General features: G+C 67.6%; 16 protein-coding genes. 4 read left to right on the plus strand and 12 right to left on the minus strand.

The window, feature by feature from the left end; all coding sequences use genetic code 11:
* Nucleotides 1-49: 49 nt before the first annotated feature.
* Nucleotides 50-1,945 (minus strand): ABC transporter substrate-binding protein, encoded by a 1,896-nt coding sequence (locus GJV80_RS22240; protein WP_154689770.1) that lies wholly within the window; start codon nucleotides 1,943-1,945, stop codon nucleotides 50-52.
* Between the two features lie 228 nt (nucleotides 1,946-2,173).
* Between GJV80_RS22240 and GJV80_RS22245 the strand changes: the two genes are divergently transcribed.
* Complete coding sequence (locus GJV80_RS22245; RefSeq protein ID WP_230207938.1) at nucleotides 2,174-3,733, plus strand: ATP-dependent DNA ligase; 1,560 nt, start codon at nucleotides 2,174-2,176, stop codon at nucleotides 3,731-3,733.
* A 69-nt stretch (nucleotides 3,734-3,802) separates the two neighbouring features.
* Here the strand turns inward: GJV80_RS22245 and GJV80_RS22250 are convergent, their stop codons facing one another.
* Nucleotides 3,803-4,429 (minus strand): superoxide dismutase, encoded by a 627-nt coding sequence (locus GJV80_RS22250; protein ID WP_154690451.1) that lies wholly within the window; start codon nucleotides 4,427-4,429, stop codon nucleotides 3,803-3,805.
* Between the two features lie 194 nt (nucleotides 4,430-4,623).
* Here GJV80_RS22250 and GJV80_RS22255 point away from each other — a divergent pair, with 194 nt between their 5' ends.
* Both GJV80_RS22255 and GJV80_RS22260 read left to right on the plus strand, forming a co-directional pair.
* On the plus strand, nucleotides 4,624-5,427 hold the full coding sequence (locus tag GJV80_RS22255; RefSeq protein ID WP_154689771.1) for an ABC transporter ATP-binding protein: 804 nt from the start codon (nucleotides 4,624-4,626) through the stop codon (nucleotides 5,425-5,427).
* Nucleotides 5,403-6,995, plus strand: coding sequence for a hypothetical protein (locus tag GJV80_RS22260; protein WP_154689772.1), 1,593 nt, complete (start codon nucleotides 5,403-5,405; stop codon nucleotides 6,993-6,995). The genes GJV80_RS22255 and GJV80_RS22260 overlap by 25 nt, the downstream gene beginning before the upstream one ends.
* A gap of 22 nt (nucleotides 6,996-7,017) precedes the next feature.
* Here the strand turns inward: GJV80_RS22260 and GJV80_RS22265 are convergent, their stop codons facing one another.
* The 8 genes from GJV80_RS22265 to GJV80_RS22300 form a co-directional block, all read right to left on the minus strand.
* A complete protein-coding gene (locus GJV80_RS22265; RefSeq protein ID WP_154689773.1) occupies nucleotides 7,018-7,620 on the minus strand; it encodes a class I SAM-dependent methyltransferase in 603 nt (200 codons plus the stop codon).
* A complete protein-coding gene (locus GJV80_RS22270; RefSeq protein WP_154690452.1) occupies nucleotides 7,613-8,479 on the minus strand; it encodes a tRNA pseudouridine(38-40) synthase TruA in 867 nt (288 codons plus the stop codon). Before GJV80_RS22270 ends, GJV80_RS22265 begins: the two co-directional genes overlap by 8 nt.
* Before the next feature lie 2 nt (nucleotides 8,480-8,481).
* Nucleotides 8,482-9,240, minus strand: a complete 759-nt coding sequence (gene trmB, locus GJV80_RS22275) for a tRNA (guanosine(46)-N7)-methyltransferase TrmB (protein ID WP_230207939.1) — start codon at nucleotides 9,238-9,240, stop codon at nucleotides 8,482-8,484.
* Entirely contained in the window at nucleotides 9,237-9,419 is a 183-nt protein-coding gene (locus GJV80_RS22280; protein ID WP_154689774.1) for a hypothetical protein, read from the minus strand. The genes trmB and GJV80_RS22280 overlap by 4 nt, the downstream gene beginning before the upstream one ends.
* Before the next feature lie 202 nt (nucleotides 9,420-9,621).
* Nucleotides 9,622-10,464: an ABC transporter permease gene (locus tag GJV80_RS22285; protein ID WP_154689775.1), complete on the minus strand. Its 843-nt coding sequence runs from the start codon at nucleotides 10,462-10,464 to the stop codon at nucleotides 9,622-9,624.
* Nucleotides 10,451-11,395: an ABC transporter ATP-binding protein gene (locus tag GJV80_RS22290; protein ID WP_154689776.1), complete on the minus strand. Its 945-nt coding sequence runs from the start codon at nucleotides 11,393-11,395 to the stop codon at nucleotides 10,451-10,453. The genes GJV80_RS22285 and GJV80_RS22290 overlap by 14 nt, the downstream gene beginning before the upstream one ends.
* A 21-nt stretch (nucleotides 11,396-11,416) precedes the next feature.
* On the minus strand, nucleotides 11,417-12,559 hold the full coding sequence (locus GJV80_RS22295) for a hypothetical protein (protein ID WP_154689777.1): 1,143 nt from the start codon (nucleotides 12,557-12,559) through the stop codon (nucleotides 11,417-11,419).
* 73 nt (nucleotides 12,560-12,632) lie between these two features.
* Entirely contained in the window at nucleotides 12,633-13,949 is a 1,317-nt protein-coding gene (locus GJV80_RS22300) for an MFS transporter (RefSeq protein WP_154689778.1), read from the minus strand.
* A gap of 89 nt (nucleotides 13,950-14,038) precedes the next feature.
* On the opposite strand from GJV80_RS22300, the gene GJV80_RS22305 reads away from it, so the two are divergent.
* A complete protein-coding gene (locus GJV80_RS22305; RefSeq protein WP_154689779.1) occupies nucleotides 14,039-15,721 on the plus strand; it encodes an ABC-F family ATP-binding cassette domain-containing protein in 1,683 nt (560 codons plus the stop codon).
* On the opposite strand, the gene GJV80_RS22310 is transcribed toward GJV80_RS22305, so the two are convergent.
* Nucleotides 15,718-17,106, minus strand: coding sequence for an FAD-dependent oxidoreductase (locus GJV80_RS22310; protein ID WP_230207940.1), 1,389 nt, complete (start codon nucleotides 17,104-17,106; stop codon nucleotides 15,718-15,720). The genes GJV80_RS22305 and GJV80_RS22310 overlap by 4 nt on opposite strands.
* Nucleotides 17,107-17,125: 19 nt before the next feature.
* Nucleotides 17,126-17,791, minus strand: coding sequence for a DedA family protein (locus GJV80_RS22315; protein WP_154689780.1), 666 nt, complete (start codon nucleotides 17,789-17,791; stop codon nucleotides 17,126-17,128).
* Nucleotides 17,792-18,025: the final 234 nt, after the last annotated feature.

Genomic DNA, 18,025 nt, shown 5'->3' on the forward strand with positions numbered 1-18,025 from the left:
ACTCCGACCCTGTATCCCCTTCGATATCTGGTACGGCTATCTGCTGGGCCTAGCTTCCTGCCTTCTTCAGTTTGAAGATCCAGGCGACACCCGCATTGCCCCACATCGGCGGAGCGTACGGGTTCTCCTCGGTCGGGAAGTTCGTCCAGGTGGAGGTGTTGAACTCATAGAACTCCAACGGGCGGTACATCAACGGGATGACAGGAACCTGCTCGCGGTAGATCTTCTCGATCTTGCCGTAGGCGGTCTTGCGGTCGTCGTCGGTGGTCGCCTCGGCGGCATCGTCCAGCAGCCCGGGGATGTCCGGATGCTTGAACCTCGTGTAGTTGGAGAACGCGGTCTTGCCGATCGGAGCACCGATGCGGTCATCGAGGATGTCGCGCAGCCGGCTCCACGGGCTGGCCGGGCTGACGCCCGAGGCACTCCAGCACGCCAGGTCGAAGTTGCCGTTCTGCATGGCGTTGGTGACGTTGGCAGCCTCCGGGAACTTGGTGCTGACGTCGATGCCGACGGCCTTCAGACTCTTCGCCGCGATCTCACAGGCGCTGTTCCAGTCGGTCCAGCCGGTCGGCGTGATCAACTTCCACGGACCGAGCCGGGTGCCGTCCTTCAGCTTGTAGATGCCGTCGCTGCCCTTGGTCGCTCCAAGATCATCTTCCAGGATCGACTTGGCCTTGTCCGGGTCGTACTTCCAGCCCTCGGAATCGGCGGCCGCCTGGTCGAAGAACTTCTTCTCGAAACCGGTGGGCAGGATCAGGCTGGGCTGCGGCACATCGGAGTAGGACGACATCGCGGTGGCCACGATGTTGGCGGTGTCGATCGCGTACGCCATCGCCAGCCGGACCTTGGGATTGTCCAGGCCCTTCTTGGTGGTGTTGATCTGCAGCAGCGGGATGTTGCCGGGCAGGTAGTACGGCTTGTCCTTCAGCCAGGTGCCGACCGGCTTCTTCTTCTCCTCCCACATCTTCCAGATCTGGGCGGTGAACTGCTGGCTGGCATCGATCTCGCCGGATTCCAGCTTGAGGTCGCCGTCCTGGTTGCTCTTGAAGATCGGGTGGGTGATGCCGGTCATCGGCGGAGTGCCGAAGGTGTCCTTGCCCCAGTAGTTGTCCACCCGGCTCAGCACGATCTGCGTCTGGTCGGCGAGCTTGACGGTGAACGGACCACTGCCGACCGGCTTCATGTTGGCCTGAGAGGTGACCTTGCCCGAGGACACCCACGGCTCGTAGATGTGCTTGGGCAGGATGAAGGTGCCGGCGATCGCATTCTTGATCGCCAGCGGATTCAGCGGCTTGGCCTTCGCGATGAACTGCACGGTCCGGGCGTCGACGACCTTGACCTCCTGCAGGTACTCCCAGACGTTGGAGTAGCTGACCGAGTTGTCCTTGGCCAGGTCGAAGGTGAACTTCACATCGTCGGCGGTGAGGTCCTGGCCGTCCTGCCACTTGGTGCCGTCCTGCAGCGGAACCTCCAGCGTCCGCTTGTCGACCTCCTTGAGTTCCTTGCCGAGCCCGGGCTGCAGGCTGCCGTCGAGCATGTTGAAGCGGACCAACGTCTCGTAGAGGAACTGGCTCTGACCCTGCCCGGCCGGCCAGGTGGTCGACGCGGCGAGCGGGTTGAACGACTTCGGCGGATCCCACTGGAACCCGGCGACGAAGAAGATGTCACCAGCGGCACCCTGGCGGCCGGACGAACCGCCCTTGCCGCCGCCACCACCGCCGCCGCCGCCGGAACGTCCGGTCTGGGCGGTGCCACAGCCGGCGGCGATGCCGCCGACCAGCACGGCACCAGCGGCCAGCCCGCCCCAGGACAGGAACTTGCGCCGGTTCGTCGAGAAGGTGTGTCCTGATTCTTCGGTCTCGAACGGCGAGACCGGCCGCGCGGATCCCGAAGGATCCGCTCCGGAGCCCTCTGCGGGCGTCACCGGATGCTGCGGAAACGTCATCGTTGTGTTCCTCCTTGAACACGGCCGGCTGAGCGGCCGAACCCCATTATTCGCTGCCGTTCTCGTGCGTGACCCCACTCCTTCGATCCGGTCGCACGAATCCCGTGAGCCCAATCATTACTGAAGCGGTTCGGTTGTCAACGCGCTTGCCACTTTTGTTACCAAGATCGGTGCACCCTACCGGCTCGGACCGGCCCGGGTGTCACCAGGTCAGGGAACAATCGACCCATGACCGAACCGATGACCGGGAACGGCGTCACCCTCGACCGGCTGCTCCGAGCCTGGCGTGATCTGGGCGCCACCCGGTCCCGCAACGCCAAACGGGACATCATCGCCGAAGTGTTGCACGAAACCTCCGTCGCCGACGTGGAGGTCGTTGTCAGCTACCTGTCAGGGTCGCTGAGGCAGCGCCGGACCGGCATCGGCTGGAGGACGCTCCAAACGCTGCCTGAACCTGCCGCTGAGCCAACCCTGAGGGTTTCCGAGGTCGACGCGGCGATGGAGTCCATGGCCGCTATGGCCGGTCCCGGTTCGGCGGGACTGCGCCAGCAGGCGGTCGGCGCACTCTTCGGCCGGGCGACCGCCGGCGAGCAGGACCTGCTGCGCGGCCTGATCTTCGGCGAGTTGCGCCAGGGCGCCCTGGAGTCGGCCGTCCAGGACGGACTCGCGGCCGCCCACCAGGTGCCGAAGGAGGCGGTACGCCGGGCGGCGATGCTGCTCGGATCGACGACAGCCGCCGCCCGGGAGTTGATCACCGGCGGGCTGCCGGCGCTGGAACGCGTCACCCTGCAGGTGGGCATCGCCGTGCAGCCGATGCTCGCCGCCAGTGCACCCGACGTGGCACAGGCGCTGGACAAGATCGGCCTGCCGGCGATCGTCGACGCCAAACTCGACGGTATCCGGATCCAGGTGCACAAATACGATGATCAGGTACGGGTGTTCACCAGGAGCCTGGACGAGATCACCGACCGGCTCCCGCTGGTCACCAGTTTGGTCGCCGACCTGCCTCATGATCGACTCGTGCTGGACGGTGAGGCGCTGGCGCTGCGCCCCGACGGCAGCCCAGAAATCTTCCAGCAGATCGCCTCCAGTGCCGCGACCCGGTCCGAGCTCGAGGGCGCGGAACGGCTGTCCCTGCGGCCGTATTTCTTCGACCTGCTGCAACTGGGGGATCAGGACTATCTTGATCATCCACTGGTCGAGCGGTCCACGATCATGTCGGCGGCCCTGCCGGAGGAGTTGCTGGTCCCACGGGTCGTCGCGGAGGAGGTCGCACCGGCCGTCGAGCTGTACACCGATGTCGTGCAGCGGGGTTTCGAGGGTGTGGTGATCAAGAACCCGCAGGCGCCGTACGCTGCGGGTCGCCGCGATTCCGGCTGGATCAAGGTCAAACCGCGGCACACCTTCGACCTGGTGATCATCGCTGCGGAGTGGGGGCACGGCCGGCGGAGCGGCTGGCTGTCGAACCTGCACCTGGCCGCCCGGGACGACGAGACGGACGAGTTGATCATGCTCGGCAAGACGTTCAAGGGCTTGACCGACGAGATGCTGCATTGGCAGACCGAACGCTTCCTGCAGCTGGAGACCCGGCGCACGCAGCAGACGGTGTATCTGCGCCCGGAGATCGTCGCCGAGATCGCCATCGACGGCCTGCAGATCTCCACGCGGTATCCGGGCGGCGTCGCGCTGCGCTTCGCCCGGGTGCTGCGTTACCGCGAGGACAAGACACCGGCCGAGGCCGACACGCTCGACACCCTGAAGAAACTGCTGCCGACGGCGGAGCAGTGACGACAGATCCCACCGGCGTTGCCGGTGGGATCTGCAGGGATGCCGGGGTGTTCGGGCCGGTGGGTTGGGTCAGTTGGGGATGATCAGGCCGGCGGTCTGTTGGGTGGCGGCGGTGAAGCGGGTTTGGGCGTCGGCCCAGTTGACGACGTTCCACCAGGCTTTGACGTAGTCGGCTTTGACGTTTTGGTATTGCAGGTAGAAGGCGTGTTCCCACATGTCGAGGAGGACGATGGGGATTTGGGCCAGGGGGAGGTTTCCTTGTTGGTCGTAGAGCTGGACGATGTTGAGGCGTTGGCCGAGGGTGTCGTAGACGAGCATGGCCCAGCCGGAGCCTTGGATGGTGTTGGCGGTGGCTTCGAAGTGGGCGCGGAAGGCGTCGAAGGTGCCGAAGTATTCGTCGATGGCTGCGCCGAGTTCGCCGTCGGGTTTGTCGCCGCCGTCGGGGGAGAGGTTGGGCCAGAAGACGGTGTGGTTGACGTGGCCGCCGAGGTTGAAGGCGAGGTTCTTCTCCAGTCCGCCGACGGTGCCGAGGTTGCCGGTTTCGCGGGCTTCGGCGAGTTGGTCCAGGGCGGTGTTGATGCCGGCGACGTAGGTGGCGTGGTGTTTGTCGTGGTGGAGTTCCATGATCTTGCCCGAGATGTGGGGCTCCAGCGCTGCGTAGTCGTAGGGCAGATCGGGAAGCTCATAGGCGGCCATGTGAATCCTCATCCCTTACTCGTGAAGTGGACATCGCGGTCGGCGACTGATCACCCATCCTAGTGCGCGGCCTGCGCGCCGGTCCCTCCCCTCCCCTGCTGCCAGTTGATCATGTCCGGACGAAGATCAGGACAATCCCGGATCGGGACAAATGTCGCGGGTGTTGGCACCGGTGCCGGTGTTTGATGGGAGACATGACGGTGAACGCATCGGACCAACGGCTGTCGCCTGCGCTCGACCTGAGAGGTCTGGTCAAGCGCTTCGGTCAGAAGGTCGCGGTCCGCGGACTGGATCTCCGGGTGGAGCAGGGACGCATGTTCGGCCTGGTCGGACCCAACGGCGCGGGCAAGACCACGACGCTGTCGATGGCGACCGGACTGCTCCGGCCGGACGCGGGCGAGGCGTACGTGCTGGGTCGCGACGTCTGGCGGGACCCACCCGCGGCCAAGGCGCTGATGGGCGTGCTGCCTGACGGTCTCCGGCTGTTCGACCGGCTGAGCGGCAGCGAACTGCTCCGATACGTCGGTCGGCTCCGTGGGGTACCGGCCGGTGCCATCGCGTCCCGTTCGGCGGAGCTGCTCGATGCGCTCGGGCTGGCCGAGGACGCCGGGCAGATGGTGGTCGACTATTCGGCCGGTATGACCAAGAAGATCGGCCTGGCCTGCGCCCTGATCCACGCCCCGCGTCTGCTCATCCTCGACGAGCCGTTCGAGGCGGTCGACCCGGTCTCCGGGGAGGGCATCCGGAGCATCCTGCGCGGCTACGTCGCCAGCGGAGGCACCGTGGTGCTGTCCAGCCACGTGATGGAACTGGTGGAGAGCCTGTGCGACAGCCTTGCGGTCGTCGTGGGCGGCCAGATCCTGGCGGCCGGCACGCTGGACGAGGTCCGGGCGGGTGAGTCGCTGCAACAGCGGTTCCTCGACCTGGTCGGATTCCGGTCGGCGTCGCACGCGGGAGAATCGGAGGTGTTGGCGTGGTTGCGGTCATCGTCGGTCTGAAACTGACCCTGCTGCGCAACGGTCTGCGTCGCAGCGTCTGGCGGATCGTCGCCCTGATCATCGGACTGGTGTACGGCCTGGGAATCGTACTGGCCTGCTGGGTCGGCCTGGTCGCTCTCCGGTTCGCCCCCGCCGAGCTGGCGGCCGGTGTCACCGTGCTCGGCTTCGGCCTGTTCACCATCGGGTGGCTGCTGATGTCGTTGTTGGTCTTCGGCAGCGACGAGACCGTCGACCCCGCCAAGTTCGCGCTGCTGCCGGTACCGGCCGGCCGACTGCAGCCGGGACTCTTCCTGGCCGGCCTGATCGGCGTGCCGGGAATCGCGACGACCTTGATCGCCGGCGGTCTGATCGCCACCTGGTCCCGCGACCCGCTGACCGTCATCGCGGCGGTGGTCACCGTACCGCTCGGCGTCGCCACCTGTTCGCTGCTGGCCCGCACGGCCACCAGTGCCTTCGCCCAGGCGCTGTCCTCCCGTCGGTTCCGGGACTTCGCCGCCGTCGCCCTCGCGCTGGTCGGCGCCGGCATCGGCCTGGCGATCAACGCCCTGACCAACGCCAGCCGGGGCTTCCAGCCCGCCGTCCTGCTGTCCATCCTGCACCGGGCCGGAGAGGTCATCGGCTGGACGCCGATCGGTTGGGTCTGGTCGGTGCCGGCCGAGGTCGCGACCGGCTCACCGGCGATCGCGGTGATCAAGTTGCTGTTCTCCGTCGCGCTGCTGGCGCTCCTGTGGCTGGCCTGGCGGTATTTCCTCGGGCGCAGCCTGACCTCGCCGTTGGAGAGCGGCGGCGCGACCCGGGCCACGGTCCGCGGCAATCTCGTCGAGCGGTTGTTCCCGGACACACCGGCGGGGGCGATCGCCTCCCGAGTGCTGCTCTACTGGCGCCGCGATCCCCGATATCTTGCCGCTATCGGCGGGATCTGCGTCGCCCCGATCATCGTCATCGTCACCCAGTTGATCAACGTCGACCACGGCTCCCGCCCGGTGGCCGCTTTCGCGCCGGTGTTCATCTCGTTGCTGCTCGGCAGCGTGGTCACCACCGATATCTCCTACGACGGATCGGCGTTGTGGATGCACATCGTCACCGGCGTCAGTGGCACGGCCGACCGCGCCGGTCGGGCCATGGCGACCGCGGTCGTGATCGGTCCGATCGTGGTGATCATGACCGTCGCGGCGGTGTTGCTGTCCGGTCGGACGGACCTGTTTCCCGCCGTCCTGGCGCTGACCATCGGATTGGGGCTGATCGGCCTCGGTGTCGGCTGTTGGGCCGGTTCGGTGTGGCAGGTCCCGGTGCCGCCACCCGGGCAGAGCCCGTTCCAGCGCAACAACAGCGGTGGTCTGGCCTCGCTGATCTCCATGGGGGCGAGCACCGGGCTGACGGTGATCATCGGCGTGCCGACGATCGTGCTGGTCGTCCTGTCCTACTGGTTCGGGTGGCTGGCCTACCTCGCCATCGTGGTCGGCATCATCAGCGGTGCCGTCGCGGTCCGGTACGGCATCAGGATCGGCGGTCGGCGACTGGATGCCCGGTGGCCGGAGGTCCTGGTCCGGGTCAGCGCCAAGACCTGACCGGTGCCGGCCGGCGATCCGATCAGCCGGGGGTGCGGGCGACCAGCACGCGGAAACCTTTTGCACTCGCCACCCGGTCACACGGATAGCCCTGGTCGGCGAGCCAGGCCTGCAGGGTGTCGGCGCCGAGATTCTTCCCGACCACCATCCGCATCGCACCGCCCGGCCGCAGTCGCGGCAGCCAGAGCAGCAGCAGGTCGTGCAGGGCCTGTTTCCCGATCCGGATCGGTGGGTTGGACCAGATCTCGTCGTAGCGGACATTCGGGTCGGCCTGCTCCGGCCGCATCGGCAGCACCCGGTCCGCGACCCCGGCGAGCGTCGCGTTCTCCGCGCACAGGCCGAGCGCGGTGTCGTTGACGTCGACGGCGTCGACGACTGCGCCGGGGCAGTGGTCGGCCAACGCGATCGCGATCGGGCCGTAGCCGCAGCCGACGTCACACAGCCGGCCGACACCGACCGGCGGCTCGAGCGAGCGCAGCAGCACCTGGGTGGCGATGTCCAGACCGGAGCGGGCGAACACTCCGCTGGCGGTGATGAACCGGTACTCGGTGCCCCAGATGGTGGCGGTTGTGGTCTGCCGGTTCCGTCCGGCGTTGGGCGAGTTGGTGAAGTAGTGATCAGTCATCGGTCGTCCCCAACAACTCCCGGGTACGGCGCGCCTCGACCGCCCGGGCGGCGAGTTGATCATCTGCCGGATAGTCGACCTGCTCCAGGGTGAGCCCGGCGGCAGGCATCACCTGGATGCCACTGTCCCGAACGCCGCGAGCGGCGATCCCGGCCAGCCACTCGGCATCCCGTGCGCCCTCCCCGACGCGGACCAGAGCGCCGACCAGGGACCGTACCATCGAATGGCAGAAGGCGTCCGCGACCACGGTGAACTCGATCACTCCGGCAAGCGGACCATGATCAACACGACGGCCGGACAGTTCGATCAAGGTACGGATCGTGGTCGCTGCTTCCCGGCGCTTGCAGAAGGCCGCGAAGTCGCGGAGACCGAGCACGCCGACAGCAGCGGTGTTCATCGCCTGGAGATCGAGTGGGCGTGGCCAGCGGGCAACATGATCACGGTGCAGCGGATCGGGCGGTACCGGGCCGTCGGCAAGCCGATAGACGTACCGGCGACGCAGTGCCGAGAACCGGGCATCGAAACCCTCCGGTGCGCGCTGCACCCGGCGTACCACAAGATCATCGGGGAGGACTCTGGCGAAGCGGCGGAGCAGCGTCGTGCCGTCGTCGGCGATCACGCCCGGCTCGCAGTCGAAGTGACACACCTGTCCCCGGGCATGCACTCCGGCATCGGTCCGGCCGGCCACCACCAGCGGCAGTTGATGATCAACGCGGAGCAGCCGGGGCAACCACAGCTCCAGTTCGCCTTGTACGGTACGCAGTCCGGGCTGGTGTGCCCAGCCCGAGAAGGCCGTCCCGCGGTAGCTGACGTCGAGCCTCCACCGTCCCGGGCCTGCGTCGGTGAGCGCCGCTGACATGATCACCGCGGTCGGCGACGGTAGGCAAGGTCGAAGATCTCCCGGCCCTCGTCGATGCCGCGCTGCTCGAACTTCGTCACCGGCCGGTCGGCCCAGCGTGGCGCGAACGAGCCGGGGTAGAGGCTCTCGAAGGCCGGATGATCATCGAGCACGGCGCGCATCTGCCGGGCATAGTCCGCCCAATCCGTCGCCAGCCGCCAGACCGCACCGGAGGCCAGCCGGGACGCGACCAGCTCCGCGAACTCGTGGTTGAGCAACCGGCGCTTGCGGTGCTTGGACTTGTGCCACGGATCCGGGAAGAACATCCACAGCTCGTCAACACCGCCCTCGGGGGCGATCTGGCGCAGCCCGTCGACGGCGTTGGCCTGGACGACCCGGACGTTCTCCGCGCCGACCCTGTCGATCTTGGCCAGGATCCTGGCGATCGCCGGGCGATACACCTCGAAGGCGAGCACATTGGCGTCCGGTCTGGCGGCCGCCATCGGCGCAAGGGACTCGCCCATCCCCGGGCCGATCTCGATGATCAACGGCGCCTCCCGGCCGAAGGTGGCGGCCAGATCAACCTGATGCTGCGGGTCGATCGAGGTGCTGTTGCCCTCGCGCGGCACCTCGATCAGCCACCGATCGGCGAACTGGTCCCACAGTCGTTGTTGCTGCGGCGTGAGTCGCGGGCTGCGGCGGACGAAGGAGACCACGCCACGACGGTTCTTCTGCTCCACCAACTCCAGCGCCGACGGATGATCCGAACCAGATGGGTTCACCGCTGCTTCCGTTTCTCGTAGAGGTAGAGAAGGAGCCCGAGCACGACGACCACGGCAAGGAAAACACCGGCACCCGCCCAGAAGCTGTCGGTCAGGTAGACGACCACCGCGCCGGGGACTGCTCCGCACAGCGACAGGATCCACAGCCTGGCCTGTTGTGCGCCGGAACGTCGTGGCATCGGGGTCCGTCCGCCGGCCCGCCGCCCCTTGGGGTATCTCGCCGGATCATTGTTGCCCACAGCGACTATTTAACGTCCGCAGCCGGTCGCGGACCAAAGTCGCCGGCGTCCAGACGGCAGACGCACGATGTCGGTATGTGCGACACCCTCGGCACCGACGACATCTGATCGGCAGCCGATCGGTGGGTCGAGCAGGCAGCCGTCAGCTGGTCACATCCTTGCTGGTGAACCGCGCCCACGCCGCGAGCCAGAAGACGATCGCGTACGCCAGGGCGGTGAGCAGGCCGCGGTTGATGTCGGCGGTGTAGATCGGTGACCGCAACAGGTCGCCGAAGGACATCCACCAGTGGGTCAACAGATAGGGATGCAGCCAGTCGAGCTGGCTGATGGTGTCCAGCACGAACATCCCGACGTTGATCAACACGGTCGCCACGGTTGCGCCGATCGGCTGCTCGGTCAACGTCGAGACGAACAGTCCGATCGCTGCGAGCGCGGCGAATCCGGCCGCCAGATAACCGCACACCAACGCCAACCGCAGGACCGTCGGGCCGAAGCCGACGGTGTTCCCGGACAACAGGATCATCGGGCCGGTACCGAACAGGATCGAACCGATCAGCCCGCCGACCACCGCGACCAGCAGCGTGGCACACAGGGAGAAGAAGATCAGACTCGCGTACTTGACGGTCAACAGCCGGGTCCGCCCCACCGGAACGGTCAGCAGATAGCGCAGGGTGCCGAGATTGGCCTCGCCGGCGATCGAGTCGCCGGAGATCCAGGAGACGGCCAGCGGCAGGAACAGCGGGAGCTCGACGGCGAGCGCCGCCAGCGCCACGAACAAGCCGTTGCCGGTGATCGCGTCGACGAAGCTCGGCCCGCCGCCACCGGCACCCCAGATCTTCACCGCGACGGCGATCAGGATCGGCACCGCGGCCAGGACGCCGAGTCCGGCGATGTTGCGGCGTCGGCTGAGCACCAGCCGACACTCGGAGCTGAAGAGCCGCAGCCAGGACACGACCGGATTGGGTACCGCCTCAACCGCTGACATCGAAACCCTCCCCGGTCAGGCCGACGAACACGTCCTCCAGGCTCTGCGCCGCGACCCGGAAGCCGAGCACCGGAACACCGTCGGCCACCAGTGCCGGAACGATCTTGGCCGTCTCGACGTTGCCGAGCGGCGCACTGACCAGGTGATGATCACCGGTGCGCTCGCTGCGCGGCGTTTCGAGCCCGAGCTCGGTCATGATCTTGATCGCCGGCCGCGGATCGGTTGTCTCCAACCGTACGGTCGGTGCGGTCCGGGCGCGCAGTTCGTCGATCGTGCCCTGGGCCAGCAGCTTGCCCGCATGCATCACGCCGATATGACTGCAGATCTGCTCGACCTCGCTGAGTAGATGCGACGAGATCAGGATCGTCGCACCGTCGTCGGCAAGATCGGAGACCAGGTGGCGTACCTCGCGAGTGCCCTGCGGGTCGAGCCCGTTCGTCGGCTCGTCCAGCACCAGCAGGTCGCGGGGCTGTAGCAGGGCGGCGGCGATCGCCAGCCGCTGGCGCATTCCCAGTGAGTACGCGCGGAACGTCTTGCCCGCCGCCGGCATCAACCCGACCCGCTCCAGCGCGGCGTCGATCCGACGGCCGGCGGAGCGGTGGGAGGCGTGGGGATCCGCGGCGTCGAGGCGCAGCAGGTTCTTCCGCCCGGAGAGATAGGGATGGAACGCCGGCCCCTCGACGAGCGATCCGACCCGGGGCAGGGCGTGGGAGATCCGCTCCGGAATGGGTTCGCCCAGCACCCGCGAGACACCGGATGTCGGCCGGATCAGGCCCAGCAGCATCCGGATCGTCGTCGTCTTGCCGGATCCGTTCGGGCCGAGGAAACCGTACACGGCGCCGCGCGGCACCTCGAGATCGACCTGATCGACGGCCAGTTGGTGCCGGAACCGTTTGGACAGACCGCGGGTCTGGACAGCGGGTCCGGTCACCACCTCACTGGACAGCCTGCCCTACTTCTGCAGGGCGCTGTAGAGCAACTGCGGGCGGACGGCGCCGACGGCGACCCGGCCGTCGTCGGTGATCACCGCGCTGAACAGGGCGCCGCTGAGCAGCCGACCCGAACCCCACGAACCGGAGACCCGGGGCAGGGCCTGCACCATCGGATCGTTACCGGCGCGGCCGGGCATCGACCGGTCAGCGCCGGTCTTCTTGTCGGCCTTGGTGATCACGACCGTGGTCCAGCCGGTGCCGACGGTCTTGGTGCGCGAGGCAAGCTTGTCCGCCTGCTTCCTGGCGTCGGTCCGGTCGCGCTTGTCGGGCGCCGTGACCGTGTGTTCGGTCACCTTGGTGCCCTGCGGCGGATCGAAGACGAAGGTCTTGGCGTCAGGCACCGAGAAGTCGACTGTGGTGAAGCCGACCGAGATCGCCGGCTTGGTCTGCCCGTCGGCGGTGACCTGGACCTGCAGCGGAACCGAGGTCCGGGCATCGACAGCGATGGTCACGGTGTCGACCAGCGAGCGGCTGTCCTTGGGCGTGAGCACCAACTGGTACGCCGACCGCCCCGCCACCGTGACGTTGCGGGCGACCGTTGTCGTCGTGCTCGGATCGATGGCCTTCAACACCTGCCGGGCCATCTCCTGCGGCGTACTCGCCGGGCCTGCCGGCTCACCGGGCCGCTGCCAGTCGGGGGTCACACCGACGAACCTGCTGTGTACCGCCTTCTTCTCCTTGCTCGACCACAGCCAGGCCTGCTTGCCGTTGCGGATCAGGTCGGATTCGCCGTAGGTGCCCAGCATGGCGACGCGGGACTTGTCGGTGCCGCTGGTCCACACCTTGAGGGTGTGGGTGCCGCTGAGCAGATCGGAGAAGTCGGAGGACGAGGTGGGACCGCCCTGGCCGCCGGTCGGCAATGACGGCAGACCGAGGTTGGCGGTCTCGGTCACGGTGCCGGACAGGCCCGGGACGTTGGCGCCGGCCACGCCGGTCAGCAACTGCTGGGCCGTCTTCTTCGGCAACGGGGGCTCCGCGCTGGCGGTGTTGTTGGCGAAGACTCCGCCGCCGACCGCCAGAGCGGCGGCTGTCAGCGGCGCGATCCACGCCAGCAACGGCTTGCGCCGCGCTGGACCCTTGTTCTCGGCTCCGGTGCTGGACATGAGCCCATTGTTACCCCGTTCACCAACCGCGGGATCAGACCACGGTCCGAAATCTGTGACGACACCCCGGCACTCAGGTCTCGATGCGGGCGGATCGCAGCGGCGTGACGACCGCGATGACGAAAGGTGCGATGAGCGCGGCCGCGCCGAGCAGGAAGGCGGTCCGGTAGCCGAACGCCCCCGAGACAGCGCCACCGGCCAGGGCGCCGAGTACGGCACAGGTCCGATTCGCCGAGCGAGCGGTGGAATTCACCCTGCCCAGGAAGTTCGGTGGGGTGATCGTCTGGCGGTATCCCATCTCGACCGGGTTCTCGACACCGCTGATCAGCCCCCACAGTCCGAGCGCGCCGAACACCACGACGACAGCCGCCGTCCGGGACACCCCGTGGCCGGCGATCACCCCGAGCAGCACCAGCGCCACCGGATAGCCGGCCCGGCAGGTCACGACGGTCCGGCCGACTCCCAGCAGGTCACCGATCCGCGGCGACAGCAGCGCACCCGCCAGCGTTGCGACCCCGAGCAGTGCGAACAGCAGCCCGAAGGTGAGCGAACTCAGGTCCAGGTCCCTCAGGGCGAACGGCGCCAGCACCGTCAGCATGGCGTTGTTGCCGATGAACCAGACATGGGAGGACACGGTCATCGGGCCGAGAGTGGGGTGCCGGTAGATCCACCGCACGCCGTCCTTGATGGCGGCGCCGATGCCCGATCGCCGGTCCACCGGCTCCGGCGTCGGTTCGAGGACCTTGATCCTGCCGATCAGCACGGCGTTCACCACGTAACTCACCGCGTCGATCAGCAGGATCAGCGGGGCACCGAGGGCCGCGACCAGAGCGCCGCCGGCGGCTGGTCCCAGTGTCTGGGCCACCGCGTCGCTCTGGTCGATCCTGGCGTTCGCCCGGAACAGCTGGGGTCGCGACACCACCGCCGGCAGGAACGACTGGGCCCCGGCGATGGCGAACACGTTCAGAGCGCCGAAACCGACCAGGATGACGATCAGTAGCGGCAGCGACAGCCATCCGACAGCCCAGAACGCCGGTACTGATGCCAGCAGCACCGCGCGCCCGATGCTGGTCCGGATCAGCATCGGCCGGCGTCGCCAGCGGTCGATGAAGACGCCCGCGAGCAGGCCGAGCACGAGATAGGGCAGCAGTTGGGCCGCGTTGACCAGACCCACCTCGAAGTTGGAAGCGCCCAAGTAGCGGACGACCAGCACGGGGAGGGCGATCGAGGTGGCCGCGGTTCCAACGGAGCTGACCGTCGAAGCCGTCCAGAACCTGGCGAACATCGGCTCGCGGAGGACCTCCTCGGCCCGCGGCTGACCGCGTGCCGGGCGGCTCCTCATCGCGGGCCGTCGCTGGTCATGGGCCGATGCTTCCATGCTCTGGTTCACCGTTCCACCTATTTGTGATGCCTTTCACAAAGTTCGTCGGGACGGCTAATCCAGTGGCTGCGCCGGCTCGGCGTCCGTAGGCTGGGGGAGTGGGACACGTGGAACTGACCGGGGTGTCGTTCCACCTCCCGGACGGCAGACCGCTGTTGGACGACATCAGCTTCCGGGTCGGTGACGGCGCCGTCGTCGCGCTGGTCGGGCCCAACGGCGCGGGCAAAACGACCCTGTTGCGGATCATCGCCGGCGACCTGCAGCCGACCGACGGTGGCGTCAGCCGTAGCGGCGGACTCGGCGTCATGCGGCAGTTCATCGGAAGCATCCGCGACGGTTCCACGGTTCGCGACCTGCTCTTCTCACTGGCCGCGCCCCGGCTGCGGCGTGCTGTCGCCGAGGTCGATCGGCTCGAACTGCGGTTGATGAGCGACGACAGCGAACCGACCCAACTCGATTACGCCGCCGCCCTGGCCGAGTATGCCGATTCCGGCGGCTACGAGGCCGAGGTGACCTTCGACGCCTGCTGCACGGCAGCGCTCGGCATCGACTACGAACGGGCCAAATGGCGCGAGGTCAACACGCTGTCCGGCGGCGAGCAGAAGCGACTGGCGCTGGAGGCGCTGCTCCGCGGCCCTGATGAGGTCCTGCTGTTGGACGAGCCGGACAACTATCTGGACGTCCCGGGCAAGCAGTGGCTGGAGGAGCAACTCCAGGCCACCCGCAAGACGGTGTTGCTGGTCAGCCACGACCGCGAGCTGCTGGCCAACGCTGCCACCTCGATCGCAGCACTCGAGCTCGGTTCGGCCGGAAACACGTTGTGGGTGCACGGCGGCGGGTTCACGACCTTCCACCAGGCACGCCGGGAGCGGTTCGAGCGTTTCGAGGAGCTGCGCCGGCGCTGGGACGAGGAGCACGCCAAGCTCAAGCAACTGGTGATCATGTACAAGCAGAAGGCGGCGTACAACTCCGATATGGCAAGCCGGCTGCAGGCGGCCAGGACCCGGCTGGCGAAGTTCGAGGAGGCCGGGCCTCCGCAGGAACTGCCGCGGGAACAGCACGTCTCGATGCGGCTGCGCGGCGGACGTACGGCCAAACGTGCGGTGATCATCGAGAATATCGAGCTCACCGGTCTGATGCGGCCGTTCTCCACCGAGATCTGGTACGGCGATCGGGTCGGCGTACTGGGTTCGAACGGGTCGGGCAAGTCCCACTTCCTGCGCCTGCTCGCTCTCGGCGGCACGCTGCCCGAAGTCGACCAACAGCCGATCGGCGGATTCGATCTTGCCCCGGTTGCTCATACCGGCCTCGCCCGGCTCGGTTCCCGGGTCCGTCCCGGGCTGTTCGCACAGACCCATCACCATCCCGAGCTCGTCGGCAGGACGCTGCTGGAGATCCTGCACCGCGGCGATGATCATCGCGACGGACTGGATCGGGAGTACGCGGCCAGGAGACTTGATCGCTACGAGCTGGCCAAGGCTGCCGACGTCCGGTTCGAGCAACTGTCCGGTGGACAGCAGGCCAGGTTCCAGATCCTGCTGCTCGAGCTGTCCGGGGTGACCTGCCTGCTGCTGGACGAACCGACCGACAACCTCGACATCGAATCGGCGGAGGCACTCGAGGCTGGGTTGGAGTCCTTCGAGGGAACGGTGGTTGCGGTGACCCACGACCGCTGGTTCGCCCGGGGCTTCGACCGGTTCCTGATCTTCGGCGCCGACGGCGGGGTGTACGAGTCCGACCAGCCGGTGTGGGACGAGGGTCGGGTGCAGCGGGCCCGTTAACGCCGGGCGAACGCGGGGGCGGTTTCGGGGCGCGGACCGATCGCGATCAACCGGCCGACAGGGCGGGACAACCAAGGCAGCAGCCGCAGCACAAGGGTCGCCGCCTCGAAGCCGCCCGGCAGACCGGCCATCGCCGGCTCATAGATCGTCGCGTGCAGCAGCCGCTGTCCGGTTTGCAGGAAGACCGTCGGGAACAGCCGCCGGCGGCGTACCTGATCAAGATCATGATCGGTGACCCAGCGTTGCCGCAGCGGCTCTGCGAGGCAGCGGGCGGCGGCCACCGCATCCTGGATGGCCAGGTTCACACCGACACCACCCGACGGCGACATCGCGTGGGCCGCGTCGCCGATGCACAACAGTCCGGGCCGGTGCCAGCGGTGCAACCGGTTCATCCGGACGTCGAGGATCGGAAGCTCGTCCATCGAGGTCAGTTCGTCGACCCGGTCGGCAAGATCAGGACGGAGCCTGGCGATCCGGGCCCGGAAGGATGCGATTCCCTCCTCCCGCAGCCTGGCCTGCGAACCCTTCGGCGCCAGATAGGCGATCTGGTAGTACGCGTGATGGCTCATCGCCAGCATGATGTCCGGCGGCTTGATCGTCGGCAGCAGGGTCGGCAGTTCGCTCTCCCGTTCCGCGTCGGTCCGTGACAGCCGGAACCACCAGACGTCGTACGGCACCCGGTATTCGTGCGGCACCATTCCGGCTCCGGAGCGAAGATCGGAGTTGCGGCCGTCACAGGCGACGGTCAGATCGGCCTTGATCACCGACTCACCGTCGGCCGACCTGACCCGCGCCCCGACCACCCGACCATGATCGACAACCGGGCCGAGCACCTCGGTGTTCATCAAGAGTCGGAAACTCGGCTCCTCCGCGGCTGTCTCGGCGAGCAGCGACAGCAGGTCCCACTGTGGTGCAAGCGCGATGTGGTGGTAGGGCCCGGGCAGGCTGGAGAAGTCACCCAGCACGATGGTTCTGCCGTTGGGCAACGGGAGACGGTAGTCGGCAAGATCAACATGCGGCATCGCCCGGAACCGATCCTCCAGGCCGAGCTCACCGAGCAGTTGCAGCGTCGACGCGTGCACGGTGTCGCCACGGAAGTCCCGGAGGAAGTCGCCATGTTTCTCCGCGACCGTCACCTCGATGCCGGCCCGGGCGAGCAACAGGCCGAGCATGATGCCGGCGGGGCCACCACCGGCGATCAGGCAGGTCGTGCGTTGGGTCACCCGGCCATCATGCCCCCAGCGCTCGGGGCACGGCTTCGGGAGCGCGACGACCGGCGCCGATGCAACCACCATTCGGCGATCAACAGATTGACCCACCCAGCTCATCCAGGTCGAGATGCCGATCGCCGCGATCAGACCGTTGCCCTCGAAGCCGAAGACCACCGGGCCATCCGGCCCGGGGTCATCCGGATCTGACGTTGAGGAGTTCCCGCCGCTCCTGGGCCGGTTGCGCCGGCGGCACGCAGACAGTCGCCCGACGGCGTCGGATGATACCGAGCACCGTGTCGATCAGCAGGCCGACCAACAGGCCGAGGCCGGTCGCGACCAGCGCTCCCAGCACCGGATGATCACTGACCCAGCTGCCCGCCACCGTTCCGATGACCACCGAGTAGATCGCCCAACAGGCCGCCGACAGCAGGGTCAGCGGACGGAACACCTTCCGTGGGATGCCACTGGCGCCGGCGACCAGGTTGACCCCGACCCGGCCGCCCGGGACGAACCGTGCTGCCAACACCGCAGAGGACACCCGGTGGTCGAGGGCGGCCGCTGCCCGGCCCATGGTCCTGACGAACCAGGGCCGCCGCATCCAGGCGAAGCGCTGCAAACCGATCCGGCGACCGATCTCGTAGCTGATGTTGTCTCCGACGAAGGCACCCGACGCGGCGGTCAGCGCCAGCAGCAGCATCGTCGGCTGGCCGGTGCTTGCCGAGATCGCAGCGAGAGCGATCACCACAGACTCGCTGGGCACCGGCGGGAAGATGCCGTCGACGACGACGAAGAGGAAGACCAGCGGGAGCAACCACGGCGAACCCGCGGCGTGGAGGACGAGTTGGCCGAGTGCATCCATGCCCCAATTCCAGCCGTCGCCGGAGCCGTAGGCGATGGGGACAGGGGGCCGATCGGAGGTCGGGTTAACCGGAGTCAGGCCTGTCGACCCCTGCTGGGAACTTCGTGCTGGGTAGTCACAGCACGAACTTCCCAGTTGATGTTGGGGAGCGTTTGTCCACAGGAGAACGGGGACTCAGGGTTGTCCACAGATCGCCTGCCGGAGTGAAACGCGCGAGGTCGTCGGTCGCAATGT

It is taken from the genome of Microlunatus sp. Gsoil 973 (genome assembly GCF_009707365.1).
GTDB lineage: Bacteria > Actinomycetota > Actinomycetes > Propionibacteriales > Propionibacteriaceae > Microlunatus.

Bases quoted from the DNA above. Each gene is read 5' to 3' on its own strand.
- GJV80_RS22270 (WP_154690452.1), bottom strand. From the start codon at position 8,479: ATGTCAGCGGCGCTCACCGACGCAGGCCCGGGACGGTGGAGGCTCGAC.
- GJV80_RS22265 (WP_154689773.1), bottom strand. From the start codon at position 7,620: ATGACTGATCACTACTTCACCAACTCGCCCAACGCCGGACGGAACCGG.
- GJV80_RS22240 (WP_154689770.1), bottom strand. From the start codon at position 1,945: ATGACGTTTCCGCAGCATCCGGTGACGCCCGCAGAGGGCTCCGGAGCG.
- GJV80_RS22285 (WP_154689775.1), bottom strand. From the start codon at position 10,464: ATGTCAGCGGTTGAGGCGGTACCCAATCCGGTCGTGTCCTGGCTGCGG.
- GJV80_RS22315 (WP_154689780.1), bottom strand. From the start codon at position 17,791: ATGGATGCACTCGGCCAACTCGTCCTCCACGCCGCGGGTTCGCCGTGG.
- GJV80_RS22245 (WP_230207938.1), top strand. From the start codon at position 2,174: ATGACCGAACCGATGACCGGGAACGGCGTCACCCTCGACCGGCTGCTC.
- GJV80_RS22280 (WP_154689774.1), bottom strand. From the start codon at position 9,419: ATGCCACGACGTTCCGGCGCACAACAGGCCAGGCTGTGGATCCTGTCG.
- GJV80_RS22255 (WP_154689771.1), top strand. From the start codon at position 4,624: ATGACGGTGAACGCATCGGACCAACGGCTGTCGCCTGCGCTCGACCTG.
- GJV80_RS22250 (WP_154690451.1), bottom strand. From the start codon at position 4,429: ATGGCCGCCTATGAGCTTCCCGATCTGCCCTACGACTACGCAGCGCTG.
- GJV80_RS22295 (WP_154689777.1), bottom strand. From the start codon at position 12,559: ATGTCCAGCACCGGAGCCGAGAACAAGGGTCCAGCGCGGCGCAAGCCG.